Genomic DNA, 25,502 nt, shown 5'->3' with positions numbered 1-25,502 from the left:
CGGCCTTACGGACGGCGCGCCAGTTCCTCGACGTCCTTGGCCTTGGGCAGCAGGTCCTGCTTGGAGACCTTGAACGGCCCGATGCTCAGCAGCGGGACGGCCACGATGATCGAGGACACCACCACGATCACCGCGCCCACCATGTGGGTTTCGGCCAGGCCTTCCATCGACTCGCCGCCGTACAGGTACAGCGCCAGCGCCGACAGGAAGAACAGCACCGCGGTGATCACCGTGCGCGACAGCGTCTGGTTGATCGAGCGGTTCAGCACTTCCAGCGGCTCCACGCGCAGGCTGCGGAAGTTCTCGCGCACGCGGTCGAACACCACGATGATGTCGTTGATGGCAAAGCCCATCACCGACAGCATGCCGGCCAGCACGGTCAGGTCGAACTCGCGGCCGAGCAGCGACATGTAGGCCACGGTCAGGATCAGGTCGAAGAACGCGGTGAGGCTGGCCACCATCGCGAACTTCCACTCGAAGCGCGCGGCGATGTAGATCAGGAAGCCGATCACCATGAACAGCGTCGCGTAGATGCCGTTCATCACCAGGTCCTTGCCGACCTGCGGGCCGACGAACTCGCCCGGCTGCGCGGTGGCCGCGTTGTCGGCCGTGCTGATCGCGGCGCGCACCTTCTCGGCCACCTTCTGCGCGGCATCGGCGGCGTTGTTGTGCTCGCCGTCGGGCGGCAGGCGGATCATCAGGTCGTTGCCGCCGCCCACGCTCTGCACCTGGGCGTTCTCGAAGCCGGCCGTGGCCAGGCGCTCGCGCACCGCCTCGGCGTCGACGCTCTTCTCGAAGTGGGTACGGACCACGGTGCCGCCGGTGAACTCCAGCGCGTAGTTGAAGCCCTTGAAACCGATGATGGCCAGCGACACCAGCAGCAGCACCACCATCAGCGCCAGCACCGGCCGGCGGTGGCGCATGAAGTCGATGGTGGTGTCGTTCGGGACGATGTGGAGCGGAAATAGTTTCATGCAGGGAGTTTCCTGTCAGCCCCCGCACGCGGGCGTGCGGGGCTTGCGATGGATCAGCGTCAGATCGCCACGGAGGTCAGCTTCTTGCGGTGGCCGTAGATCAGCACCGCCAGCGCGCGCGACACGGTGATCGCGGTGAACATCGAGGCGAAGATGCCGATGATCATGGTCAGCGCGAAGCCCTTCAGCGGGCCGGTGCCGAACGCGTACAGCGCCACGCCCACGATCAGGCCGGTGAGGTTGGCGTCCAGGATGGTGCCCGACGCCTTCTCGTAACCGGCGGCGATGGCGGCCTTGCCCGGCATGCCCAGCCGCAGCTCCTCGCGGATGCGCTCGTTGATCAGCACGTTGGCGTCCACCGACAGGCCCACCGACAACGCCAGGCCGGCGAAGCCCGGCAGGGTCATGGTCGCGCCGAACAGCGACATCACCGCCACCACGATCAGCAGGTTGAACAGCAGCGCGGCCGAGGTGATCGCACCGAACATGCGGTAGTACACGGTGAAGAACACCAGGGTGAACACGAACGAGAACACCACCGCCTTGACGCCGCGGGCCACGTTCTCCGCGCCCAGGCTCGGGCCGATCACGTATTCCTCGACGAAATCCATCGGCGCGGCCAGCGAACCGGCGCGCAGCAGCTTGGCCAGGCTGTCGGCCTCGGTCTTCTCCAGGCCGGTGGTGATGAAGTTCTTGCCCAGCGGGCTGTTGATGTTGGCCACGGAAATGACTTCCTCCTTGACCCGGAAGCTGCGCACTTCCTTGCCGTCGACCATGGTCACCTGCGGGATGCGCTCGGTGTAGACCACGGCCATCGGCTTGTTCACGTTGACGCTGGTGACGTCGAACATGCGCTGGCCGCCGACGCTGTTGAGCGTGACCGCGACCGCGGGCAGGCCGTTCTGGTCGGTGGACACCTCGGCCTTGACCATCTGGTCGCCGGTGACGATGGTGCGCTTGTTCAGCAGCACCGGCATGCCGCGGCGGTCGCGGTACAGGCGCGCTTCCGGCGGGATGCGGCCGCTGGCCGCGGCGTCGGCCGCGTTGCCGTCCACCACCAGGCGGTATTCCAGGGTGGCGGTGGCGCCGATCATGCGCTTGGCCTCGGCGGTGTCCTGCACGCCGGGCAGCTCGACCACGATGCGGTCCTCGCCCTGGCGCTGGATGATCGGCTCGGCCACGCCCAGCTCGTTGACGCGGTTGCGCAGGGTGGTCAGGTTCTGCTCGATGGCGCCGGAGGCGATCTGCAGCATCTCGGTCTGCGGCACGCTCACGGTGATGCGCTCGCCGCTGCCCGAATAGGTCAGGGTCGGCTGCGCCTTGACCAGCGCCACGCGCGCCTTGTCGGCGTCGGCGGCATTGGTCAGCGTCACCTGGATGTCGCTCTCGCCACGGCGCTCGACCGAGCGGTAGCCGACGCGGCTGTCGCGCAGCGTGGTGCGGATGTCCTCGGCGAACGCGTCGAAACGCTTGTCCACGGCGGCCTTCTTGTCCACCTGCAGGGCGAAGTGCACGCCGCCCACCAGGTCCAGGCCCAGCACCATCGGCTTGCCGCCGAGCCCGGCCAGCCAGTCCGGCACGGTCGAGGCCAGGTTCAGCGCGACGGTGTAGTTCTCGCCGGCCTTCTCGCGCAGGACGTCGTTGGCGCGGGTCTGGGCGTCGAGCGAACCCAGGCGGACGATCAGGCTCTCGCCTTCCTTCTCCACCGACTTGGGCGTGACCCCGGCCTCGCCCAGCGCCGCGCTGACGCGCTGCCTGAGGGCATCGTCGATCTGGCCGCCGCGGTTGGCGGTGATCTGCACGGACGGATCCTTCTGGTACACGTTGGGCAGCGCGTACAGCGCGCTCAACGCCAGGACGATCAGGATCAGGAAGTACTTCCAGCGAGGAAATTCAAGCATTGCAGGTTCCTGCGCGACGCCGGTCCCGGCGCCGCGTCATGACGGAAGGGAAACTCGGGCTCAGGCCGCGGACTTCAGCGTGCCCTTGGGCAGCACGTTGCCGATGGCGCCCTTCTGCACGCGGATGCGGACGTTGTCGGCCACCTCGACGGTGACGAAGTTGTCGCCGATGTCGGTCACCACGCCGGCGATGCCGCCGTTGGTCAGCACTTCGTCGCCCTTGGCGATCTTCTCCAGCATCGCCTTGTGCTCCTTCTGGCGCTTCATCTGCGGGCGGATCATCAGGAAGTACATGACCGCGATCAGGGCGATCGGCAGCAGGAAGGTGCCCATTCCCGGGGCGGCCGGAGCGGCCTGGGCGACGGGAAGCAGGATAGCCATCGGGTTCATCGTGTGTCCTTTACTGTTGGGCGGCGCCCGCCGGAGCCGGCGCCGCGAAACGGATTCAAGCGGGGAAGTATGCCATAGGGGCGGGCCGGGCCGATTGCAAGGCACCGCCCCCTTCCCCCTCCGGGAGAAGGTGCCCCGGGGCGGATGAGGGTACCGGCGAAGCCCGATGACGCCAGGGCTGCACGGGCTTCGTCCGCCCCCCTCCCCCAAGCCTCTCCCGCAGGCAGAGGGGCGTGAAGCCCTACAGCGCCGGCGCCCCCGCCCCGCGCGCCGCATAGAAGGACTCGCGGAAGGCCGCGAAGGTTCCCGCCTCGATGGCCGCGCGCATGTCGGCCATCAGCTTCTCGTAGTAGTACAGGTTGTGCAGGGTGCCGAGCATCGGTGCCAGCATCTCGTTGCAGCGGTCCAGGTGGCGCAGGTAGGAACGGGTGTAGCCGCTGCTGCAGGCGTGGCAGCCGCAGCCCGGTTCGATCGGATCCATGTCGCGCTCGTAGCGGGCGTTGCGGATGCGCACCGTGCCGAACGAGGTGAAGTAATGGCCGTTGCGCGCGTTGCGGGTCGGCATGACGCAGTCGAACATGTCCACGCCGCGCGCCACGCCCTCGACCAGGTCCTCCGGGCGGCCCACGCCCATCAGATAGCGCGGGCGGTCGGCGGGCAGGATCGGGTGCATGTGGTCGAGCATGGCGTTGCGCTCGTACTCGGGCTCGCCCACCGCCAGCCCGCCGATGGCGTAGCCGTCGAAACCGATCTGCTGCAGGCCTTCGGCCGAACGGCTGCGCAGGCCGGTGTGCACGCCGCCCTGGACGATGCCGAACAGCGCCGCGTCGTTGCCCAGCGCGTCGTGCGCGTCGCGCGAGCGCCGCGCCCAGCGCAGGCTCAGCTCCATCGAGCGGCGCGCCACGTCCTCGGTGGCCGGGTACGGCGTGCACTCGTCGAAGATCATCACGATGTCCGAATCGAGCACCTTCTGGATCTTCATGCTCTCCTCCGGCCCCAGGAACACGCGGGCGCCGTCGGTCGGCGAGGCGAAGGTGACGCCCTGCTCGGTGATCTTGCGGCGGTGCGCCAGCGAGAACACCTGGAAGCCGCCGGAGTCGGTCAGGATCGGCCCGTTCCAGCGGCAGAAGCCGTGCAGGCCGCCGTGGTCGGCGATCACGTCCAGGCCCGGGCGCAGGTACAGGTGGAAGGTGTTGCCGAGGATGATCTCGGCGCCGAGCGCGCGGACCTGCTCGGGCAGCACGCCCTTCACCGAGCCGTAGGTACCCACCGGCATGAATGCGGGGGTCTGCACGGTGCCGCGCGGGAAGGACAACTGGCCGCGGCGCGCGTTGCCGTCGGTGGTCTGGAGGGTGAACTGCAGTCTGGACATGGATGTGTTTCGGTCGGTCTGCCGCGCATTGTCGCGGATCGGCGGCGACGGCGCAGGAAAGGCGGAATCAGGCGCCCGGCTGCGGGAACAGCAGCATGGCATCGCCGTAGCTGAAGAACCGGTAGCGCGCGGCGATGGCGTGCGCGTAGGCGTCGAACACCCGCTCCTTGCCGGCGAAGGCGGAGATCATCATCAGCAGCGTGCTTTCCGGCAGGTGGAAGTTGGTGACCATCGCATCGACGCTGCGGATGCGGTAGCCCGGGGTAATGAAGATCTGCGTCTCGCCGGCGAACGGCTGCAGTTCTCCCTCGGGCATGGCCTCGGTCTTGCGCCAGGCGCTTTCCAGCGCCCGCACCACGGTAGTGCCGACGCCGATCACGCGGCCGCCGGCCGCGCGGGTCCGGCGCACCTGCTGCACCAGCTCGGCACCGACGTTGAGCCATTCGCGGTGCATCACGTGGTGGGACAGGTCGTCCACCCGTACCGGCTGGAAGGTGCCGGCGCCCACGTGCAGGGTGATGTGGCCGAAGCGCACGCCGCGTTCGCGCAGGCGCTCCAGCAGCGCCTCGTCGAAATGCAGGCCCGCGGTCGGCGCCGCCACCGCGCCGACCTGGCGCGCGAACACCGTCTGGTAACGCTCGCGGTCGTCGGCGCCGGGCTCGCGGTGGATGTACGGCGGCAGCGGCAGCCGGCCTTCGTGCACCAGCCAGGATTCCAGCGGCTCGGGGATGTCGAAGCGCAGCACGTAGAACTCGCCGTCGCGGCCGAGCACCTCGGCCTCGCCACCGGCGTCGAGCTGGATGCGGCTGCCGGGCCTGGGCGACTTGCTGGCGCCGATCTGCGCGCGCGCCTGCTGGCCGCCGAGCAGGCGCTCGATGAGGATCTCGACCCGGCCGCCGGTGGCCTTCTGCCCGAACAGCCGCGCCGGGATCACCCGGGTGTCGTTGAATACCAGCAGATCGCCGGGCTGCAGCAGGTCCGGCAGGTCGCGCACGTGGCGGTCTTCGTAGGCAGCCGGCGCCGGCGGCACCACCAGCAGGCGGCTGGCGGAGCGCTCGGCCAGCGGCGCCTGGGCGATCAGTTCCTCGGGCAGGTCGTAGTGGAAATCGGACTTCTTCAAGGCCGCGGCATCGAACGTGGGAGCCGGCCATTGTACCGGCACCCGCGCACGCCCCCGCAGGAGCGGCTTCAGCCGCGATGGAGCCATGTCGGGAAGGCCAGTTCGCGGCTGAAGCCGCTCCTGCGAGGTGGATGCTCAGCGCTCGAACTTGGTCGACAGGATGATGGCGCTGGTGGTGCGCTCGACCCCGTCGATCACGCCGATGGCATCGGTGACCACGTCCATCTCGCCCACCCCGCCCACCACCACCATCGCCACCAGGTCGTGGGCGCCGCTCACCGAATGCAGGCTGCGCACTTCCGGGATGTCGCGCAGCGCCTTGACCACCGCCGGCATCTTGCGCGGCGACACGGTGATCAGCACGTGCGCACGCACCTGCCCCTGCTCGTAGTCCTCGTGGGTGCGCACGGTGTAGCCGGCGATCACCCCCTGCTGCTCGAGCCGGTCGATGCGGCTCTGCACGGTGGTGCGCGACAGCCCGAGCCGGCGCGCGATCTGCGCGGTGGAGGCGCGGGCGTCCTCGCGCAGCACGGACAGCAGGCGTTCGTCGGCGGGAGAAATCTTCACATTGCGGGCCGGATTCGTCGATTCGACGAAATTAACCCGATTTTCGACGGAATGACAGCTGCCATATGACCAGAATCTCCAGATAATGGCTATACAAGACCTTTCTGGAGATGAGCATGACCGTACTCGGCCCCCTCGCCGCGCTCCGCGCGCACGCCGGCACCCGCCTGACCACGGGGCTGGACGACGCTGCCGTCGAACGCCTGGCCGCTGCCCATCCCGACCTGTCCGGCGCCATCGCGGCGGCCGCCAGCGAATACGACCGCATCAAGGACGAGGTCGCCGACCTGCTGGACCTGGACGAGCAGGACCAGATCGCCGCGATGCAGTCCGGCTTCGTCAATTTCTATGCCGACGATGCGGTGGTGCCCTACATCGCCCTGGCCGCCTGCGGCCCGTGGGTGGTCTCGCTCAAGGGCGCGGTGCTGTACGACGCCGGCGGCTACGGCATGCTCGGCTTCGGCCATACCCCGGCCGACGTGCTGGCCGCTGCGGCCAAGCCGCAGGTGATGGCCAACATCATGACCCCGAGCCTGTCCCAGCGCCGTTTCGTGCAGGCGCTGCGCCAGGAGATCGGCCACACCCGCGGCGGCTGTCCGTTCTCGCACTTCATGTGCCTGAACTCCGGCTCCGAGGCCGTCGGCCTGGCCGCGCGCATCGCCGACATCAACGCCAAGCTGCAGACCGAGCTAGGCGCGCCGCACGCCGGCGCCACGGTCAAGCGCGTGGTCATCAAGGGCAGCTTCCACGGCCGCACCGACCGCCCGGCGCTGTACTCCGATTCGACCCGCAAGACCTACGACCGCTACCTGGCCAGCTACCGCGGCGAGGAGAGCGTCATCGCCATTCCGCCGTACGACGAGGCGGCGCTGCGCAAGGTGTTCGACGATGCCCAGGCCCACAACTGGTTCATCGAGGCGGTGTTCCTGGAACCGGTGATGGGCGAAGGCGACCCGGGCCGCGCGGTCCCGGCCAGCTTCTACAAACTGGCGCGCGAGCTGACCCGCGCCCACGGCAGCCTGCTGCTGATCGACTCCATCCAGGCCGCGCTGCGCGCGCACGGCACCCTGTCCTTCGTCGACTACCCGGGCTATGAAACCCTGGACCCGCCGGACATGGAGACTTATTCCAAGGCGCTGAACGGCGCGCAGTTCCCGCTGTCGGTGCTGGCCGTCACCGAGCATGCCGCGGGCCTGTACCGCAAGGGCGTGTACGGCAACACCATGACCACCAACCCGCGCGCGCTGGACGTGGCCTGCGCCACCCTTGCCCGCCTGACCCCGGACGTGCGCCGCAACATCCGCGAACGCGGCGAACAGGCGGTGCGCAAGCTGGAAGCGCTCAAGGCGAAGCTGGGCGGCCTGATCACCAAGGTCCAGGGCACCGGCCTGCTGTTCTCCTGCGAGCTGGCCCCGCAGTTCAAGTGCTACGGCGCCAATTCCACCGAGGAATGGCTGCGCATGCACGGCGTCAACGTGATCCACGGCGGCGAGAACTCGCTGCGCTTCACCCCGCACTTCGGCATGGACGAGGCCGAGCTGGACCTGCTGGTGGACATGGTCGGCCGCGCGCTGGCCGAAGGCCCGCGCCGCGAGCAGGCCGACGCGGCCTGATCCGGCGGCGGCAGGCCGGGTGAACGGAAAGAGGCGGCCAGGTGGCCGCCTCTTTCATCTGGAAAGCAGGCGGGGCGCGCCCCGCCCTGCCCTCGGCCTCAGTGCACATCCACCACCGCGACCGAGGGCGCCGAGGCCGACGCCTGCCCCCAGCCGCCCAGCGCCTTGTAGACGCCGACCACGCTGACGTTGACCGTGGCCTCGGCGGCGGCCAGCGCGTCATCGGCCGCCAGCTGGTTGCGCTGCGCGTCCAGCAGCGCGAGGAAGTCCTCCGAGCCTTCGCGGTAGCGGATCTGCGCCAGCGACTCGGCACGCCGCGCCGCCTGCGCCTGTTCGGCGACGATCGCCAGCCGCGCCTGCTGCCTGGCGTAGCGCGCCAGCGCGTTCTCCGCGTCCTCCAGCGCCAGCAGCACCGTCTTCTCGTACTCGGCGGCCACGCCGTCGGCCTGCGCGCGGCTGGCGCGCAGCCGTGCGCGCACGCTGCCGAAGTCGAACGCCGCCCAGCTCAGCGACGGCGTCAGCGACCAGGCCTTGTTGGCGCCATTGACCAGGCCGCTGGCATCGCCGCCGAGGAAGCCGACGAAACCGCTCAGCGACAGCCGCGGGAACAGGTCGGCCGTGGCCACGCCCACCCGCGCGGTGGCCGCGGCCAGGCGGCGCTCGGCGGCACGCACGTCGGCGCGCCGGCGCAGCAGCTCGGTGGTGTCGCCCAGCGGCAGCGCCCTGGCGAAGGCCGGCACCTCGCGCGGCTGCAGCAGCGCGTCCAGCGCGCCCGGGCGCTGCCCCAGCAGGACCGCCAGCCGGTGCCGCGATTGCGTCTGCGCCATTTCCAGCAGCGGGATGTCGGCCTCGATCGCCTTCAGCCGCGCGCGGCTGCTCTGCACGTCGAGCTCGCTGCCCGCGCCCAGTTGCCAGCGCGTCTCGGTCAGCGCCTGCGTGTCGCGCAGATTGAGCAGGGTGCGTTCGGCCACGGCGATGCGCTTCTGCGTGCCGCGCAGCTCGAAGTAGTTGCGCGCCACTTCGGCGGCCACCAGCACCTGCGCATCGACCAGGTTGGCCCATTCCGCGTCCAGGTCCGCGCGCGCGGCTTCGGCGGCACGGCGCTGGCGGCCGAACAGGTCCAGTTCCCAGCCGGCGTCGAAGCCGAGCTGCCAGCTCTCGCTGGAGACGCGCGCGCCGCCCTGCATCGGGTCGGGCTGCCGGCGCCGATCCTGGCTGCCGGCCGCGGTGACGTGCGGCGCCTGGTCCAGCCGGCTTTCGACGAACACCGCGCGCGCCTGCTGCACGCGCGCCAGCGCCACCTTCAGGTCGAGGTTGTCCGACAACGCCGCGTGCATCAGCTGCTCGAGCACCGGGTCGTCGAACTGCGCCCACCAGCTGGCCACCGGCGCCTGCGCGCTGTACACCGGCGCGGCCGCGCCCTGCAGCGCCACCGGCGCCTGCGCCGGCGCATGGTAATCCGGGCCGACGGTGACGCAGCCGCCCAGCAGCAGGGCCGACAGCGCCACGGCCAGGGCGTGCCTCACCATGGCAGCACCTCGCCCAGGTAGGTGAAGCTGCCGCTGGCACCGGATTCACCGATCAGCGCCATTTCCACGCTGGAACGGGCGCCTTCGCTGATTTCGATCTCGCCGTTGCCGCCGTTCATGTCGGTCTTCACGTAACCCGGATGTACGGTGTTGACCTTGATCGGCGTATTGCGCAGCTCCCAGGCCAGGCTCAGGGTCCAGCTGTTCACCGCGGCCTTGGAGGCGTTGTAGGCCGGGATCTTGAAGTCGTAGATGCCCGATGTCGGATCCGCGTGCAGGGTCTGCGAGCCGAGCATGCTGGACACATTGACGATGCGCCCGGACCTGGCCTGCCTGATCAGCGGCAGGAACGCCTGGGTCACCGCGACCAGCGCATGGACGTTGGTGTCGAAGGTGCGCTTCCAGGTGTCGAGCGTCTGCTCCGACGGCGCCTGCGCCGGGTTCTCAATCATGATGCCGGCATTGTTGACCAGGATGTCGAGGCGGCCGTGACGCTGGCGCACCTGCTCGACCGCTTCGGCGATGCTGGCGGCGTCGGTCACGTCCAGTTGCAGGGCTTCGACCGGCAGGCCTTCGGCCTGCAGCTTGAGTGCCAGCTCCACGGCTGTATCGCGTTTGCGACCGGCCAGCAGCGTGTGCACGCCGGCCTGGGCCAGCTGGCGCACGGTTTCCAGGCCGATGCCGCGGGTGGCGCCGGTCACCAGCGCGATCCTGTTCTGATGGGTGTTCATGGATGCATGCCTTGTCTGTGGGGGAAGCGGCCGCCGGCCAATGACCGGCGGCGGAGTTCCGTATCAGTGGTGGAGGGTCGGTTCGCCGTGGCGCACCAGCTGGCCGCCGCCGTTGCGAGTGACCAGCTTGCGCAGCGCCACGTAGAACACCGGCGTCAGGAACAAACCGAACAGGGTCACGCCGAGCATGCCGGCGAACACGGTGATGCCGGTCACCGAGCGCACCTCGGCGCCCGCGCCGTGCGACAGCACCAGCGGCACGGTGCCGGCGATGAAGGCGATGGAGGTCATCACGATCGGGCGCAGGCGCAGGCGGCAGGCTTCCAGCGCCGCTTCGACGATGCCCTTGCCGCCCATTTCCAGCTCGCGGGCGAACTCGACGATCAGGATCGCGTTCTTGCACGCCAGGCCCATCAGCACCACCAGGCCCACCTGCACGAACACGTTGTTGTCGCCGCCGGTCAGCCATACGCCGAACAGCGCCGACAGCAGGGTCATCGGCACGATCAGGATCACCGCCAGCGGCAGCGACCAGCTCTCGTACAGCGCGGCCAGCACCAGGAAGGCGAGCAGGATCGCCACCGGGAATACAATGAAGGCGGCCTTGCCCTGCGTGGCCTGCTGGTAGCTCAGGTCGGTCCATTCGGTGGTCATGCCCACCGGCAGCACCTTGCCGGCGATCTCGGTCAGCTTGTTCATCGCCTCGGCCGAGGACAGCACGCGCGGGTCGGCCTCGCCGGCCAGGTCGGCGGCCGGGTAGCCGTTGAAGCGCAGCACCGGGTCGGGGCCGTAGGTTTCCTTGATGGTCACCATCGAGCCGATCGGCACCATCTCGCCGCGGTCGTTGCGGGTACGCAGCCTGCCGATGTCCTCCACGCTCTCGCGGAACGGGCCGTCGGCCTGCGCGATCACCTGCCAGGTGCGGCCGAACTGGTTGAAGTCGTTGACGTAGGCCGAGCCCAGGTAGGTCTGCAGGGTGTCGAACAGCTCGGTCAGCTGCACGCCCTGCGCCTTGGCCTTGACCCGGTCCACCTCCGCGTCCAGCTGCGGCACGTTGGCTTGGTAGCTGGTGATCGGGAAGGCCATGCTCGGCGTCTGCGCCACCGCGCCCTGCATCGCCTGCACCGCGTTCTGCAGCGCGCCGTAGCCCAGGTTGCCGCGGTCCTCGATGAACATCTGGTAGCCGTTGCCGTTGCCCAGCCCGAGGATCGGCGGCGGCATCATCGCGAAGGCGAAGCCTTCCTGCAGGCCGGCGATCTTCTGGTTGATCTCGGCGTTGATCTGCGCGGCGGTGCGGCCATGGCGCTCATTGAACGGCTTGAGCGGGATGAAGGCCACGCCGGTGTTCGGGGTGTTGGTGAACTGCAGCGCGTTCAGGCCGGGGAAGGAGATGGTGTGCGCGACGCCATCGGTCTCCTGGGCGATCTTCGCCACCTTGCGCAGCATTTCATCGGTGCGCGCGATCGACGAGCCTTCGGGCAGTTTCACGCCGGCGATCAGGTACAGCTTGTCCTGGGTCGGGATGAAGCCCGGCGGCACCAGCTTGAAGATCACGCCGGTGCCGAGCAGCAGCATGGCGTACACCACGAACACCGCGCCGCGGCGGCCGAGGATCTTCGCCACGCCACGCTCGTACTTCTCCGAACTGGACTTGAAGAAGCGGTTGAACGGGCGGAACAGCCAGCCGAACAGGCGCTCGATCAGGCGGCTGGGGCCGTCCTTCGGCGCGCCGTGGGCCTTGAGCAGGCGCGCGGCCAGCGCCGGCGACAGGGTCAGCGAGTTGATCGCCGAGATCACCGTGGAAATGGCGATGGTCACCGCGAACTGCTTGTAGAACTGGCCGGTGACGCCGGACAGGAAGGCCATCGGCACGAACACCGCGCACAGCACCAGGGCGATGGCGATGATCGGTCCGGATACTTCCTTCATCGCCTGGTGCGCGGCCGCGGTCGGCGACAGGCCTTCCTCGATGTTGCGCTCCACGTTCTCCACCACCACGATCGCGTCGTCGACCACGATGCCGATCGCCAGCACCAGCCCGAACAGGCTCAGCGTATTGATCGAGAAGCCCAGCAGGTACAGCGCGGCGAAGGTGCCCACCACCGACACCGGCACCGCGATCAGCGGGATGATCGAGGCGCGCCAGGTCTGCAGGAACAGGATCACCACCAGCACCACCAGGGCGATGGCTTCCAGCAGGGTGGAGACCACGGCCTTGATCGAATCGCGCACGAAGATGGTGGTGTCGTACACCGCCTCGTACTTCACGTCGGCCGGGAAGGTCTTCTGCATTTCGTCCATGCTGCCGATGACCGCGTCGCGGATTTCCAGCGCGTTGGCGCCCGGCGCCTGGAAGATGCCGATGCCCACCGCGTTCTTGCCGTCCAGCTGCGAGCGCAGGGTGTAGTCGCCGGCGCCCAGCTCCAGGCGGGCCACGTCGGACAGGCGCACGATCTCGCCGTCGGCGCCGCTCTTGAGCACGATGTCGCCGAATTCCTGTTCGGTCCTGAGCCGGCCCTGGGCGTTGATCAGGGTCAGGAACTGGCTGTTGGGCAGCGGCTCGGCGCCGAGCTGGCCGGCCGAGACCTGCACGTTCTGCTCGCGCATGGCGCGCACCACGTCGCCCGCGGTCAGGCCGCGCGAGGCCACCTTGTCCGGGTCCAGCCAGGCGCGCATGGCGTAGTCGCCGCCGCCGAAGACCTGCGCATCGCCCACGCCCGGGATGCGCGCCAGCGCGTCCTTGACGTGCAGGCGCGCGTAGTTGCGCAGGTACAGGGTGTCGTACTTGCCGCCCGGCGAGGTCAGGTGCACCACCATCAGGAAGGTCGGCGACTGCTTCTGCGTGGTCACGCCCTGCCGGCGCACGTCCTCGGGCAGGCGCGCCTGCGCCTGCGCCACGCGGTTCTGCACCTTCACCGCCGCCGCGTCCGGGTCGGTGCCCGGACGGAAGGTGACGGTCATCTGCAGCACGCCGTCCGAGCCGGCCACCGACTTGAGGTACATCATGCCCTCGACGCCGTTGATCGCCTCCTCAAGCGGCGTGGCGACGGTCTCGGCGATGACCTTGGGGTTGGCGCCCGGATACACCGTGCGCACCACCACCGACGGCGGCACCACTTCCGGGTACTCGCCGACGGGCAGGATCGGAATGGAGATCAGGCCGGCGGCGAAGATCACGATCGACAGCACCGCCGCGAAGATCGGCCTGTCGATGAAGAAACGGGAAAAATCCATTGGCAAAGTCCTTGGAATGGCCGGCGCCGGCAAGCAGCCGCCCCGCCCTCGCCCGTGCGGGCAAAGGCCAGGCGGCCGGCCGTGGCCGGCGTCAGGCGGAAACGTGGCTCAGTTCAGCGCGGTGGCAGCGCGGCCGCCGGCAGCGGCCACGGCCGGCGCGCGCTGCATCGCCACCGCCCTGGCCTGCACCGGCATGCCCGGCATGAACACCTTCTGCACGCCGTCGACGATCACCCTGTCGCCCGGCGCCAGCCCGGCCTCGACGATGCGCAGGCCCTCGGCGCTGCGGCCGAGCTCGACGTCGCGGCGCTGCGCCTTGCCGTCCTTGTCGACCACGTACACGTACTTGCGGTCCTGGTCGGTCAGCACCGCCTTGTCGTCGATCAGCAGCGCGTCGAACTCGCCGCTGCCGAGCAGCCGCACGCGCGCGAACAGGCCCGGCGTGAACTGGCGGTCGCGGTTGTCCAGCAGCGCCCGCACGCGGATGGTGCCGGTGCTGCGCGCGACCTGGTTGTCGAGGAAATCGACCTTGCCCGCGTGCGGGAAACCCTCCTCGCCGCTCAACGCCACCTTCACCGGCAGCGCCTGGTCGCGCTCGCTCGGGCGCTCGCCGGTGCGTGCCATCCGCGCGTAGCGCAGGAAGGTGCCTTCGTCGGCGTCGAAGTACACGTGCACGGTGTCCAGCGACACCAGCGTGGTCAGCACGCTGGCGCTGTCGCCGGCGGTGACCAGGTTGCCGGCGGTGACCATGGCGCGGCCGGCGCGGCCGTCGATCGGCGCGCGCACCCGGGTGAACTCCAGGTCGAGGCGGGCCGCGTCCAGCGCCGCCTGCGCGGCCTGCACCGCCGCGCCGGCCTGGTCGGCGGCGGCGCGGCGCTGCTCGGCGGTCTCGGCGGCGATGGCCTGCTGCTCGGCCAGGCGGCGCGCGCGCTCGGATTCGCTGTGCGCCAGCGCGGCCTGGGTGCGGGCGCGGGCCAGTTCGGCGCGGGCGCGGTCGTACTCGGCCTGGTAACTGCGCGCGTCGATGGTGAACAGCACGTCGCCCTTCTTCACCTCCTGGCCCTCGGTGTAGTTGACCTTGTCGATGTAGCCGGACACGCGCGGGCGCAGTTCCACGCTCTGCACGGCCTCGACGCGGCCGCTGAACTCGTCCCACTGGCTGACCTGCCTGACCAGCACCGGCGCGGCGCTGACTTCTGGCGCCGGCGGCGCGCCGGCTTCCTGGGCGTGGCCGCCGCTGCAGGCGGCGAGGATGGCGATGGCGAGCGCCGACACGCCCGCCAGGGCAAGGCGTCGCGCGGTTCGGGAGGGGCTGGAGATACCTTTCATGTCATGCGTCCAGGAGGGGGAGGAGGTGCGGCGTGGCGGTCGCTGACCGGGCCGGTGCCCGGTGCGTCCGGCAGTGTGCGGCGGGGCTGCTGACAGCCGCTGTCAGCAGCCGGGGAAGGAGCGCGGATCGCGCGCGTGCTGCGCGCTTCCGCGCAGATGTCGCGCTGCCGCGCCCGTGGAGGGCGTGCGCGGGCGTCTGCACTGTCCCGCTCACGGAAATTTTTCTCCCGCTGGCGGGACAAACGCCGCCGCGAAGCATTCGGCCAGGCGCCGACCCAGCGTCCGCGACGGCGCCAAGGACGCCGGCGCGCGCATCCCGCGCAGCGCGGCGAAGTGCTGTGGATTCAAGCCGTTGTCCCGCCAGGCGCGGCGGTCGACCGTGGAAAACGCCGGCAGGCGGCGCGTCGGCTGGAAGGCAGGAAGGTGGCGCAGACGCATGGCTGCAGGTCCGATCTGGGCGGAGGCCGCCAAGTTACGCCCCTAATCCATACTTGATTAGTACGGATTGAAGGGAATAATCGTCCCGTCGCCGGCACAATCCCGCTGCCGAAGGAACCTCTCCCATGGCCAACGATCTCAACGACACGCTGATCTTCGTCAAGGTGGTCGAACAGGGCAGTTTCACCGCCGCCGCACGCCTGCTCGGGCAGCCCAAGACCACGGTCAGCCGCAAGGTGCAGGAACTCGAGGAACGGCTCGGCGCGCGCCTGCTGCACCGGACCACGCGCCGGCTGGGGCTGACCGAGGCCGGCTCGGTCTACTACGAGCACTGCCAACGCATCGCCCGCGAGCTCGAACAGGCCGAGAGCGCGGTCAGCCAGCTGCAGTCCGGGCCTCGCGGCTGGCTGCGCTTCACCGTGCCGTATTCGGTGGGCATCACCTGGATCGCGCCGCTGCTGGGCCAGTTCCAGGCGCAGTACCCGGAAATCCGCGTGGACATGCACCTGGGCAACGAGATGCTGGACCTGATCTCGGGCGAAACCGACCTGGCGCTGCGCATCGGCACCCTGCCCGATTCCAACCTGATCGCGCGCAAGCTCGGCAGCCTGCGCACCCAGGTGTTCGCCAGCCCCGCCTACATCCAGCGCCATGGCGAGCCGCGCCACCCGGACGAGCTGCAGTACCACCGCACGCTGGCGGTGCGCAAACAGCACCAGAGCCAGAACAACCGCTTCGTCTGGTCGCTGGCCGAGGACGGCGGGCAGATGCAGGAGTTCGCGGTCAATCCGCTGATGGTCGCCAACGACGCCTCGGCGCTGAACTCGATGCTGGTGGCCGGCGAAGGGCTGATGCTCAGCAGCGACGTGATGGCCAAGCCCTTCATCGAATCGGGCATGCTGCGCCGCGTGCTGGCCGGCTGGACCGGCCCGGACTACGACTTCAGCGCGGTGTTCGCCGGCGGCGGCATGGTTTCGCCCAAGGTGCGCGCCTTCGTCGATTTCCTGGTGGAGAAGCTCAACCTGGACGCCAACTACATGTTGCTGCAGTGCCCCAACGCCAAGCACCTGGTCGACCGCGAGCCGGCGTACTGCCAGCGCGGACTGGAGCTACCGGAGCTGCGTGTGCTGGAGGCGCTCAGCGCCTGAGCCGCGCACGCGTCGCGGGACGGAAACGGAAACGGCGGCCGATGGCCGCCGTTGTTGCCAATTGGCGTCAGTTGCCGCGGCCGTAGGGCCACAGCGGCACCACCTGCACTTCCTTGCAGCCGTCGTAGCGGCTGCAGCTGCCGAAGTAACCGGGGCCGGAGTAGCGCTGGCGCGCATCGCGGTTGTACGGGCTGTTGTAGAAATCCGGGCGGTACAGATGGCCGGCGCCGTGGTAGCGCATCGGCGTCTGCGGCGCCGCGAACGGCTGCGCGGCGGCGCTCGCCACGGCCGCGCCGTCGCCACCGGTCACATAGCCTTCCTGCGGGTCGTAGCGGACCATGCGGTAGTAAATGGTCTCCCCGTCTTGCCGGCGCGTGCGCAGCGCCTGCATCGCGCCGTCGGCGTACACGTACGGGCGGCCGTTCTCGAACACGACCTCGGAAGGATTGACCTGCTCCTCCTCCAGCGGTGGCTGCTGCGCCAGCGCGCTCCCCGCCATGGCCGCCAGCAGCAGCGCTGTCCCTGTCACGATCCTGATCCTGCCTGCGCGCATGTCGTTCCTCCCTGGTGGTTGCGCCGCGCCACTGCGGTGTGGGCGGGCCGGGCCAAGTATAGGCAGCGCGGGCGGCAGCCACACCCGCCCGAACACTGAAAGCCGACGCCGTTCGCCGCGCGGCCGTGCGCCCGTTCCCGACCCGCGCAGGCCCCAGCCAACCCGGCGAAGCCCCCCGGCAGCCAGCGCGAAATAAATGACGCAAACGGCGCCGGTTCCGTGATTGCTCCCGTATGGGCGATGCATCCGCCCCTTTCCCCCGAACCGGAGTCCAGCGTGAACCACGATCCCTATGCCGCCCCCGCCGCCCCCATCGCCGTCGCCGTCGCCAGCACCAGCGCCGTCGACATCGACACACTGCAAGTATCCGAGCGCTGGAAGCGCTATTTCGCAGGCATCCAGAGGTGGGGAGGGCTGCAGCTTCCCGCCTTCAAGGCGCTGCCGCGGAGCGTGGAAAAACGCCGGGCCGCGATGAAGGACATCCAGCCGCCGGCGGCCAGCATGGTGCTGGCCTTCGTGTTCGGCTTCTTCTACTACCTGGCCAAGGGCATGTGGAAGAAAGGGCTGGTGCTGCTGGCCATCCTCATCCCGTCGATCCTCGTGCTCAGCATCGTGCTGTACATGATCGGCGGCGAGGCCATCGCCAGCATGGTCAACTTCCTCGGCAGCGCGGTCTTCTGCTACATGGCGCCGCGCGACTACTACGCCTTCATGGTCGACGGCGACAGGGGCTGGCTGCCGTCGCGTCCGTTCTGACCGTCCGGGCGCTCACCATGACAGCATCCTTCCCCATGCCTCCGGACCACGCAGCCAGCTCCCTGCCTGCCGTCGCGCCGTACCCCGGCTTCGTCAGGTGGTGGCTGGGCATCGACCTGGCGCTGTGCGTCATCGTCGGCCTGGCCGCCCTCATCGGCACCGCCAACCTGCTGCGGGGCGAGATCGGCGACTACGACCGCACCCACGCAATCGCCGAAACCCTGATCCAGTACGGTACCGCGACCTTCGGCATCCTCGGCGACGTCCTGCTGCTGCGGCGCCGTCGCGCCGGCTGCTGGCTGGCCTGCGTGGCGCTGGCGTTCGTCGGCGCCAGCATGGCGCTGGTGCTCCATGCGATGCAGCTGCGCATGGCGGCCATGGATCCGGACGAAGCAGCGGCGTTCGCCGTCGGCGTGGTCCTGATCCTGTGCTGCCGTGGCGCCATACACCTGGTCTACGCGTACGTGCTGCGCCGTGCCTGGCGTTCGCTGTCCGCGGCCGTCCGGCCGGCAACGCCATGACGCGCCCCCGGTCCGGCACGACACCTGTCGCCAGCGGGCCGGAACGCCCGGCGGCTCCTGCGTCGGCGCAGGCCCCCACCGCGACCGCCGGCGGCGAACGCAAGCTGCCGACAGCCGAGCTGCATCCGCCGCTGGACACCCCTGCCCGCGCCCGCGGCAGCATGCCGCGCTGCGCGCCCCACCCCATCCCGAACCCACTGGAATCACCATGACCGATACCTCGCAGGGCAGCCAGTCGAAGCCTGTCGTCCTCCTTTCGAGCCTGTTCCTCGTACTGCTGTGCGCCGGCTCGCTGTACATCCTGTTCAGCGGCCCGAATCCCCGCAGTAGTTTCGCCTTGTTCCGCAGCGGACTTTTCACCTACCCCATCGGCCTGGCGGGCGCGCTGCTGTTCGGCCGCATCGCCTGGCTGGGCTTCAAGCGGCTGCGCACCCTGTGACGCCGGCGGTGATGCCCATGGCGCCGGTTCCGGCTCCTCCCGCCTGCGGCCGATGCCGCCGCCCTGCCCGTCCCCGCCGCGCATGAAGCTCCACCTCGCCAGGGAGTGGCCCGCCATCGCCGCTCCTTTCGCCGTGCTGCATACCGCGGTGCTGGACGATGGCACGCTGATCGCCCTGGTCGAAAGCCGTACCTGCGGCTACAGCCTGCTGCAGCTGCATCCCGATTCGCCGCGGATACACCTGCGCCCATTGCCGCATGTGCGTCCCGACGACCGCGAAGACAGGCCGGTGCTGCTCACCCGCGGCATGGCCTGGGCGCTGCTGGACGGCCGCGACGACCTGCACCTGCATGCCGACCCGGAAGCCGAAGCCCTGCACGTGCGCATCGCCGACCCGCATCAGGTCTACCCGCCGTATGCGCGCAAGCACGCGGCCTCGGTTGCCGCCACTGCCGGGTCCCCTGCGTTCGTCTGCGTGGAACGGGCGCCGGCCTACCTGGGACAGGCGCGGCATTTCGCCGAACTGCGATGGCGCGTGGACGAACGAAGCGCGCAGTGGTGCGGCCTGGCCTCCCTCCAGCCCAGCGCCGATTGCCCGGCCTCGGCGCAGGGCCTGTCTCCACGGGTGGGGCACCTGGCGTCGGCGGCCGATGGCGGCCTGTACGCCTTCGTCCCCGGCAGCCAGAGCGTGGCCGCCGAGAAGTGGGGCATGGACTACTGGGCGCTGGCGCGGATCGACCGCGCCGGCCGGGTCGAGCGCGTCCTGATGCGCGGCGGCAACACGGGCGACGGCAGAAAACGCGGCGTCCGCGCGGCCTTCATGGCGTGCGCCGGGTACCTGCTGCTGAGCCCGATGTTCGCCGGCGACGAGTGGAGGGGCCGCCAGCGGCTGTTCTCGATTTCCGACGGGACGCTGGAGGAGGTGGCCATGCCGCGTGGCAGGTCCGCCTATCGGCTGCTCCAGCACCGTCAATCCCGCTTCTGGATCTGCCGCCAGGACGCCGGTCGGCTTTCCCTTGCCCTGTGCCGGGGTGAACCATGAGCGCGCCGGCACCGCGCCTGCTCCGGTTCGCCGAGTTCGAGGATGAACTGAGCGAGGGATCACCGCTCAGGCTCGCCGCCGGCCGCAGCAGGACGCTGCGCGACAGGAAATTCTTCGTCTACCGGGGCGACAGGAAGGCAAGGAAGCTGCTGCTCGATCTCGACTTCTTCCCGCGCGTCGGCTGGGACCGGTCGATGTGGGCCTACCCGGTGATACTGGGGAACATCGTGGCCGACGAGCTCTATTTCCATGGATGCGTCGAGGGCGACGTGAGCGCAAGGAACCTCTACTGCGAACGGTTCGCCCGGTTGCCCGTCGCCGTCGGCTGCGCGGGAACGCTCGATGTCGGCGAGCTCTGCTGCGTCAATGGCACGGCGCTGGTCGCGGGCAGGCGGGCCATCGCGCACACGGCCATGCTGATGGGCCACGCACGGCTGACCGCACCGCAGCGGGAGATCGCCCACGCCTTCGCCTTTCCGTCAGCGGGCCGCAACCACGACTGGTCGAACCATACCCGCGAGCAGATCCGGCAGCACTTCCGCGACCGGGTCATCGACGATATCGATCGCCTGGACCGATACTTCGGCGTCGACCTGGAGGCGATGATCCCGATGCGGCCCTCGTTCGCCATGGACGGCTGCTTCCGTTGGATACGCGGCGATCCCGGCAACGTCCCTCCAACCGCTCCAACGACGCCATGACGCGGCCTCTCCCGCCCTGCGCCGCCGACACGGCTGGCGCCATGCCCCGCGGCCATCCGGCCAATCCGGGCCTGGCCTCCCGGGTACGCTTCGACTTCGAACGCCCTCAGCAAGCCGGGCCGGGATCGAGCGGTGGTCGGAGGACATCGATCTGGTCGAGCTGCTGCACGATGCGCTCGCCGCCACCGGTTGCGTCGCCCGGCGCCAGGGCGACTGGCTCGTGGCGGACAACGGACTGTGGCTGTGGCCCGGGTTCATGGAGCACGTGCATGGCGAGGATGCCCTGCTCACCACCACGGTGGACATCGCTCATCCGGCCTTGCTGTCCCGGCCCTGCTTCGAGTATCAGCATGCCCGCAGCGAGGATTCGGCCGGCGATGCGCTGCGCGACGGCTTCGCGCAATGGGCGCGCACCGACTGGAACGTGTTCGTCGACCTGGCCGGTCCCGGCCCGGGCCATTGCCCCTGGATGGACATCACCTTTCCCGGCACGGCGCAGAACCCCGGCGTGGCCGTACGCCGCGTGCGGCTCGGCGCCGTCACCCGCGTCATGGCCAGCGGAACCTGCGAGAATGGTCCGCAGGCGCATCCGGCATGCGACGGCTGCCTGTTCACCGCGGCCATGAACACATTCGCGCCGCAGCTACATGGCACCGGCACGTTCGGCGTGCGGCTCCATGCCGCCCGCGACGTGGACGGCGGCCCCATGGCCGACCGCCGGGTCAACGGCGAGGACTGGCCGGCGGGCGTGGAGGCATTGCGCGCCCACGTACGCGATTGGCCCGGCGCGGGGTTCGAATCACGCCGGCAGTACGTCCTGATCGGTCCTGCACCCGCGCGTGGCTGAGGACGGGCGTCACTGGCCGCCGCACCCGGGGCCCGGGTCGCGGCAACCCGCCGCGATGCGGTGGATCGCGGCATGCACGCGCTCGATCCTTGATCAGGAACTGCTTGCCGCGGACCGTTTGGCGGGACTCGATCTGGACGCGATCCTGGACAGCCGCGAGTCGGCGTCCTTCGACGATGCGTGGGTCACCAGCTGGCATACGATCGAACACGCCTGGTCGGCGCGCAGCATGGCACCGGAGGGAAGGCGCGCGGTAAGGGTGCTGCGCAGAGTGGCCTTCCTGGCGACCTCCCGCGCCACCTGCCAGCACGAGGTAGCCGGTTGCGTCAGCGACGATTTCGAACTGCTGGGCAAGGCCGCGCTGCTCGGGATAGACACCCCGTTCCTGGCCGGGCTGTGGGCCGCCTACGCGTCCGGCACGATCCCGGGGCGTCCAGCGCAGGCCTGATGCCCGCCTCGCGCGGGTGCGCCGTGCGGTGTTGCTACGCGCCGCCCTGCGCTGGCGCGCGCAGGACAGCCACAGCCTGCCGCCGGGCGTGCGGCGAGGCGATGGCCGAGTGGCGCAGCCACCGGGCGCTGCCGGCCAGCAGCGCCTCGCTGTCGGCCGTGGCCTTGCCCTGCTGGCGCAGGCACAGGCCGAGCACCAGCTTGCTGTGCGCATCGCGCCAACGCGCGTGCGGCGGCAGCCGCGGCTGCCGGCCGGCCGCGGCGATCTGCGCGCGGATGGCCGTGGCGCCGGCTGCATCGCAGCGGCCATCGGCGGTGTCGAACTGCGCCAACAGATAGCGCGCGAAGATCACGCTGTCGGCCGTGGCTGCCGGGTCCAGCCGCCCCAGTCCTTCCAGTGCCGCATGCGCGTGCCCGCGCGCGGCAGCCAGATCGCCGAGGTCGCGTTCGTCCTCGGCCAGCCCGATCCGGAGCAGCTGCGCATCGATGCCGGCGCCGTCGCCGTTGTCCTGCAGTACCTGCAGCGCCTGGCGGTGCCGCGCACGCGCGCGCGCCGCGTCACCCTGGTACAGGTGCGCGTTGCCCATCAGCTCCAGCGCGTCGGCGGTCTGCCCGGAGCCGATCCGCCCGAGGGCGGCCAGCACGTCGGCCGCGATCCGCCCGGCGGCGGCGTACTCCCCATTGGCCAGGCGCAGGCGCGCCAGGTTCTGCGTCGTCACGATGGTGCGGTAGCCGTCCTCGCCATCGTGCGCGGCGGCATAGCGGCGCACCTGTTCGCCGTGGGCGATGGCCGCATCGATGTCGCCCTGCGCGAATTTCGACGCGGCCAGGGCGATCCGCGCGCCCGCCGTGGTCTCGGCATCCTCGCCGAACTGCGCGCGCGAAAGCGCCAGGACCCGCACGAGGATCGCATCCGCCTCGGCGTAGGCCGATTCGCGCACCAGGGCGCGCGCCAGCCAGCTGGAGCTCAGCAACGTACGCGGGTGCGTCTGGCCGTAGATGCCATGGCTGGAGGCCACCACCCCGCGCAGCAGCGCCACCGCCTCGTCGTTGTGGCCGGCGCTGCCCAGCAGGTTGGCCAGTTCCTCGCGCAGCAGATCGATCTCGGCCACCGACCCGGTCCCGGCGCGCTCGCGCAGCGCGATCGCCTCGCGCAGGCGCGCGATCGCCTCGTTGCGCCTGCCGCGTGCTTCGTCCAGGCCCGCGTACTGGTGCAGCGCCTCGGCGAGATCGGCCTGGGCGGGTGCGCCCAGCCCGCGCAGGACCTCCACCGCGCGGCGGAAATGGGCCTCGGACGCGTCCAGGCGCCCCACCCGCTTCTGCAGCGCCGCCAACTGGTAGGTGGCGATGGCGGACTGCCGCATCGCCCCCGGCGATGCGCCCGGGTCGACGGCGACGATGTCCTCCAGCAGGGCGATCACGCCGTCATACGGACCGTCGCCATGGCCCACCGCCACGGCCAGCGCGCTCGCCAGCGCGACGGCGGGCTCCGAGCGGGCGCCCAGTTGTCCCGCCGCTGCGGCATGCGCCTTCTCCAGCAGTGCTCTCGCCTTGTCGTACTCGCCCAGGCCGATGTAGGTCCGTCCCAGTGCTTCGAACAGCCGCGCCTGCATCGCCGGCTGCCCGGCAAGCCCGCTTCCGGCCTGGCGCACGCCGGCGTCGACCAGGTCCAGCGCGGTCGGCGTGCGGCCCAGCGTGACTTCGGGGTTGGCCGACTCGAACACGCTGATCAGGAAGTCGCGCACCGCATTGGCGGTAAGCGCCTGCGCGGTGGCGCGCGCCGCCTCCGCTTCGGCCCGTTGCTGCTGCTGTCGCGCCTCATGCGCCTGCCACAGCGTTCCGGCCATCCCGCCCAGCAGGCTGAGCAGCAGCGCCGCCGCCACGCTGACACCGATGCGATGGCGCTGCAGGTAGCGGCGCATGCGATCGAACGCGGAGGGCGCGCGCGCGGCGACCGGGCGCCGTTCGCACGCCGCGGCGATGTCGGCCAGCAGTGCGTCCACCGTGCCGTAGCGCGCGGACGGGGACTTGGACAGCGCCTTGTCCACGATGGCGTCCAGGTCGGACAGCAGCGGCTGCGATGCGCCGCGCACCACTTCCCCGGGCGCGCGCGCCGTGGCGGGCCCGGGCGGTTCGTCGCGCACCCGGGCGACCATCGCGCCCAGCGCCAGCCCCTGCAGCGCCAGTGGCGGGCGCCCGCACAGCAGGAAGTACAGCACCGCGCCAAGCGCGTAGACGTCCGAACGCACGCTGGCGCTGTTGTCGACGATCAGCTCCGGCGCGGCGAATTCCGGCGTCAGCGCTATCTGGGTCGCCGCGGCGTCCGGATCGGCGTCGCCCGCCAGCACCCGGGCGATGCCGAAATCGAGCAGGTGCGCGTTCGCCCCGGCGTCGACGAGGATATTGCCCGGCTTGATGTCACGGTGGACGACCAGGCGCTCATGCGCATAGGCCACGGCCGTGGCGACCTGCCGGAAAAGCGCCAGGCGTGCGTCGAGACCGGGCCGGGCATGGGCGAGCCAGGCATCGAGCGTGCAGCCGTCGATATGCTCGGTGACCAGGTAGGGATGGCCGTCGGCGAGCGTGCCGGCATCGAGCAGGCGCACGATGCCCGGGTGCTGCAGCCCGGCGAGCACGCGCCGCTCGGACTCGATGTTGCGCGCCAGCGCCGGGCGGTCGCCGCGGATGAACTTGATGGCGACCTTCCTGTCGAACAGCCCGTCGGCGCGCTCGCCCAGCCAGACCTCGCCCATGCCACCGCGCCCGATCAGGCGCAGCGCCCGCCAGTTGCCCGCGACCTCGCCTTCGTGGCCGATCGGGTCGGACGCGGATTTCGGCACCAGATAATCGGCCGACCGTTCGATGCCGGCCAGCCAGCGACGCAGCGCCGCCGCATCCGCGGCATCGCCGCACGCCACTTCGGCAATGAAGGCGGCGCGTGCGCCTTCCGGCAGGTCCAGCAGGCGATCGAGCAGGGCCTCACGGCGCCGCCAGTCGTCGGGCGTGGATTCGCTCATGCGTCCGGGTGCAGCCGTTCGTACAGCCAGCCGCGCGCCTTCAGCCAGTCGCGCCGCACCGTGCTGCGGTCTATGTCGAGCACCTCGCCGGTTTCTTCTTCGCTCAGGCCGGCGAAATAGCGCAGGTGGACGACCTGGGCCAGCCTCGGCCGCACCTTCTCCAGCCGTTCCAGCGCGTCGCCGAGTTCCAGCAGCCGCGAGGCCTCGGCGAAGTCCGCTTCCAGCAGGTCCTCGCCCAGCGTTTCATGCGCCGCGCCGCCGCCGCGCTTCTGCGCCAGCCGGTCGCGCGCATGGTTGATGACGATGTTGCGCATCGCCCGCGAGGCGATGGCGAGGAAGTGGCTGCGGTCCATGCGGTCGAACAGTTCCGGCGAGGAGGCGAACCGAAGGTAGGCCTCGTTGACCAGGGCCGTGGTGGACAGGGTCTCGCCCACCGAGCCACGCCGGCGTCGGTGGCGCGCGATCTGGCGCAGCTCCCCCTGCATGTCGGTCATCAGCTGCGACAGGTCCACGACCCGGTCCCCGATCAGGCTTTGCAGCCGCTGGCCGATCTCCTCCTCGTATTCGATGTCTTCCCTGGATTCCATGCGCCAGTCGCGTCTTGCCGCCATCGCGCCAAGCGTACCAGCATCCAGGGTGGAGCCTGCCGTCCAGGGCGGTTGCGTACTGCCCGCGCGGCCACGGGTGCGGCGGCCATGCCCGTGGTGCGTGCGTCCCCCCTGGCCCATCACTGCCGGCAACGATCCGCGGCCTGCGGCCCGCCTTGTCCGGCACAGCGGCCACGCCAGCCAGCATGGGCGGCGACGGCGGACGGGCCGGCCAGCCGCGCATGC

The 25,502-nt window shown here is 70.2% G+C and carries 22 protein-coding genes and 1 pseudogene; 9 read left to right on the top strand and 14 right to left on the bottom strand.

Annotation, left to right across the window (positions count from 1 at the left end; genetic code table 11):
- Positions 1-5 precede the first annotated feature (5 nt).
- From secF to ABTV91_RS10635, 6 genes are all read right to left on the bottom strand, one after another.
- Complete coding sequence (gene secF / locus ABTV91_RS10660; protein WP_433851414.1) at positions 6-974, bottom strand: protein translocase subunit SecF; 969 nt, start codon at positions 972-974, stop codon at positions 6-8.
- A gap of 59 nt (positions 975-1,033) precedes the next feature.
- Positions 1,034-2,875 carry a protein translocase subunit SecD gene (secD, locus tag ABTV91_RS10655; RefSeq protein ID WP_433851413.1) on the bottom strand — a complete coding sequence of 614 codons (1,842 nt, stop codon included), beginning with the start codon at positions 2,873-2,875 and terminating at the stop codon, positions 1,034-1,036.
- Positions 2,876-2,935: 60 nt separating this feature from the next.
- The gene (gene yajC / locus ABTV91_RS10650) at positions 2,936-3,265 is read right to left on the bottom strand and encodes a preprotein translocase subunit YajC (protein ID WP_433851412.1); all 330 of its coding nucleotides are present in this window, start codon (positions 3,263-3,265) and stop codon (positions 2,936-2,938) included.
- 241 nt (positions 3,266-3,506) lie between these two features.
- Complete coding sequence (gene tgt / locus ABTV91_RS10645) at positions 3,507-4,637, bottom strand: tRNA guanosine(34) transglycosylase Tgt (protein WP_433851411.1); 1,131 nt, start codon at positions 4,635-4,637, stop codon at positions 3,507-3,509.
- A gap of 67 nt (positions 4,638-4,704) precedes the next feature.
- Positions 4,705-5,757 carry a tRNA preQ1(34) S-adenosylmethionine ribosyltransferase-isomerase QueA gene (queA, locus tag ABTV91_RS10640; protein WP_433851410.1) on the bottom strand — a complete coding sequence of 351 codons (1,053 nt, stop codon included), beginning with the start codon at positions 5,755-5,757 and terminating at the stop codon, positions 4,705-4,707.
- A gap of 135 nt (positions 5,758-5,892) precedes the next feature.
- A complete protein-coding gene (locus ABTV91_RS10635) occupies positions 5,893-6,324 on the bottom strand; it encodes an Lrp/AsnC family transcriptional regulator (RefSeq protein WP_313255533.1) in 432 nt (143 codons plus the stop codon).
- Between the two features lie 116 nt (positions 6,325-6,440).
- Between ABTV91_RS10635 and ABTV91_RS10630 the strand changes: the two genes are divergently transcribed.
- Positions 6,441-7,937, top strand: coding sequence for an aminotransferase class III-fold pyridoxal phosphate-dependent enzyme (locus ABTV91_RS10630; protein ID WP_433851409.1), 1,497 nt, complete (start codon positions 6,441-6,443; stop codon positions 7,935-7,937).
- Between the two features lie 98 nt (positions 7,938-8,035).
- Here the strand turns inward: ABTV91_RS10630 and ABTV91_RS10625 are convergent, their stop codons facing one another.
- The 5 genes from ABTV91_RS10625 to ABTV91_RS10605 all read right to left on the bottom strand — a co-directional run bounded on the left by ABTV91_RS10625 (position 8,036) and on the right by ABTV91_RS10605 (position 15,198).
- Positions 8,036-9,466 carry an efflux transporter outer membrane subunit gene (locus ABTV91_RS10625; RefSeq protein WP_433851408.1) on the bottom strand — a complete coding sequence of 477 codons (1,431 nt, stop codon included), beginning with the start codon at positions 9,464-9,466 and terminating at the stop codon, positions 8,036-8,038.
- Entirely contained in the window at positions 9,460-10,197 is a 738-nt protein-coding gene (locus ABTV91_RS10620; RefSeq protein ID WP_433851407.1) for an SDR family oxidoreductase, read from the bottom strand. Before ABTV91_RS10620 ends, ABTV91_RS10625 begins: the two co-directional genes overlap by 7 nt.
- A 63-nt stretch (positions 10,198-10,260) precedes the next feature.
- On the bottom strand, positions 10,261-13,431 hold the full coding sequence (locus tag ABTV91_RS10615; protein ID WP_433851406.1) for an efflux RND transporter permease subunit: 3,171 nt from the start codon (positions 13,429-13,431) through the stop codon (positions 10,261-10,263).
- 108 nt (positions 13,432-13,539) lie between these two features.
- A complete protein-coding gene (locus tag ABTV91_RS10610; protein WP_433851405.1) occupies positions 13,540-14,760 on the bottom strand; it encodes an efflux RND transporter periplasmic adaptor subunit in 1,221 nt (406 codons plus the stop codon).
- Between the two features lie 210 nt (positions 14,761-14,970).
- Positions 14,971-15,198 (bottom strand): hypothetical protein, encoded by a 228-nt coding sequence (locus tag ABTV91_RS10605; RefSeq protein WP_240212703.1) that lies wholly within the window; start codon positions 15,196-15,198, stop codon positions 14,971-14,973.
- Between the two features lie 125 nt (positions 15,199-15,323).
- Here ABTV91_RS10605 and ABTV91_RS10600 point away from each other — a divergent pair.
- Positions 15,324-16,253, top strand: a pseudogene (locus tag ABTV91_RS10600) (LysR substrate-binding domain-containing protein); the annotation flags it as partial.
- A 160-nt stretch (positions 16,254-16,413) separates the two neighbouring features.
- Here ABTV91_RS10600 and ABTV91_RS10595 read toward each other — a convergent pair.
- Positions 16,414-16,875: a hypothetical protein gene (locus tag ABTV91_RS10595; protein ID WP_233996336.1), complete on the bottom strand. Its 462-nt coding sequence runs from the start codon at positions 16,873-16,875 to the stop codon at positions 16,414-16,416.
- Positions 16,876-17,175: 300 nt separating this feature from the next.
- On the opposite strand from ABTV91_RS10595, the gene ABTV91_RS10590 reads away from it, so the two are divergent.
- From ABTV91_RS10590 to ABTV91_RS10560, 7 genes are all read left to right on the top strand, one after another.
- Positions 17,176-17,655: a DUF2628 domain-containing protein gene (locus ABTV91_RS10590; protein WP_158681839.1), complete on the top strand. Its 480-nt coding sequence runs from the start codon at positions 17,176-17,178 to the stop codon at positions 17,653-17,655.
- A gap of 35 nt (positions 17,656-17,690) precedes the next feature.
- Complete coding sequence (locus ABTV91_RS10585) at positions 17,691-18,176, top strand: hypothetical protein (protein WP_433851404.1); 486 nt, start codon at positions 17,691-17,693, stop codon at positions 18,174-18,176.
- A 208-nt stretch (positions 18,177-18,384) separates the two neighbouring features.
- A complete protein-coding gene (locus ABTV91_RS10580; protein ID WP_104938707.1) occupies positions 18,385-18,615 on the top strand; it encodes a hypothetical protein in 231 nt (76 codons plus the stop codon).
- Between the two features lie 82 nt (positions 18,616-18,697).
- Complete coding sequence (locus ABTV91_RS10575; RefSeq protein WP_433851403.1) at positions 18,698-19,657, top strand: hypothetical protein; 960 nt, start codon at positions 18,698-18,700, stop codon at positions 19,655-19,657.
- Positions 19,654-20,358: a hypothetical protein gene (locus tag ABTV91_RS10570; protein WP_321990383.1), complete on the top strand. Its 705-nt coding sequence runs from the start codon at positions 19,654-19,656 to the stop codon at positions 20,356-20,358. Before ABTV91_RS10575 ends, ABTV91_RS10570 begins: the two co-directional genes overlap by 4 nt.
- A gap of 220 nt (positions 20,359-20,578) precedes the next feature.
- Positions 20,579-21,205 (top strand): DUF6348 family protein, encoded by a 627-nt coding sequence (locus tag ABTV91_RS10565; protein WP_433851402.1) that lies wholly within the window; start codon positions 20,579-20,581, stop codon positions 21,203-21,205.
- Positions 21,206-21,260: 55 nt separating this feature from the next.
- Positions 21,261-21,653, top strand: coding sequence for a hypothetical protein (locus ABTV91_RS10560; protein WP_104938703.1), 393 nt, complete (start codon positions 21,261-21,263; stop codon positions 21,651-21,653).
- 34 nt (positions 21,654-21,687) lie between these two features.
- Here ABTV91_RS10560 and ABTV91_RS10555 read toward each other — a convergent pair whose 3' ends face one another.
- Both ABTV91_RS10555 and ABTV91_RS10550 read right to left on the bottom strand, forming a co-directional pair.
- Complete coding sequence (locus ABTV91_RS10555; RefSeq protein WP_433851401.1) at positions 21,688-24,669, bottom strand: protein kinase domain-containing protein; 2,982 nt, start codon at positions 24,667-24,669, stop codon at positions 21,688-21,690.
- Positions 24,666-25,256 carry an ECF-type sigma factor gene (locus tag ABTV91_RS10550; RefSeq protein WP_433851400.1) on the bottom strand — a complete coding sequence of 197 codons (591 nt, stop codon included), beginning with the start codon at positions 25,254-25,256 and terminating at the stop codon, positions 24,666-24,668. Before ABTV91_RS10550 ends, ABTV91_RS10555 begins: the two co-directional genes overlap by 4 nt.
- Between the last annotated feature and the right edge of the window lie 246 nt (positions 25,257-25,502).

Source organism: Stenotrophomonas nitritireducens (assembly GCF_050984405.1).
GTDB classification, from domain to species: Bacteria; Pseudomonadota; Gammaproteobacteria; order Xanthomonadales; family Xanthomonadaceae; genus Stenotrophomonas; species Stenotrophomonas nitritireducens_B.
The sequence above is the reverse complement of the archived record's forward strand: the minus strand, read 5'-3'. Positions and strand labels throughout refer to the sequence as shown.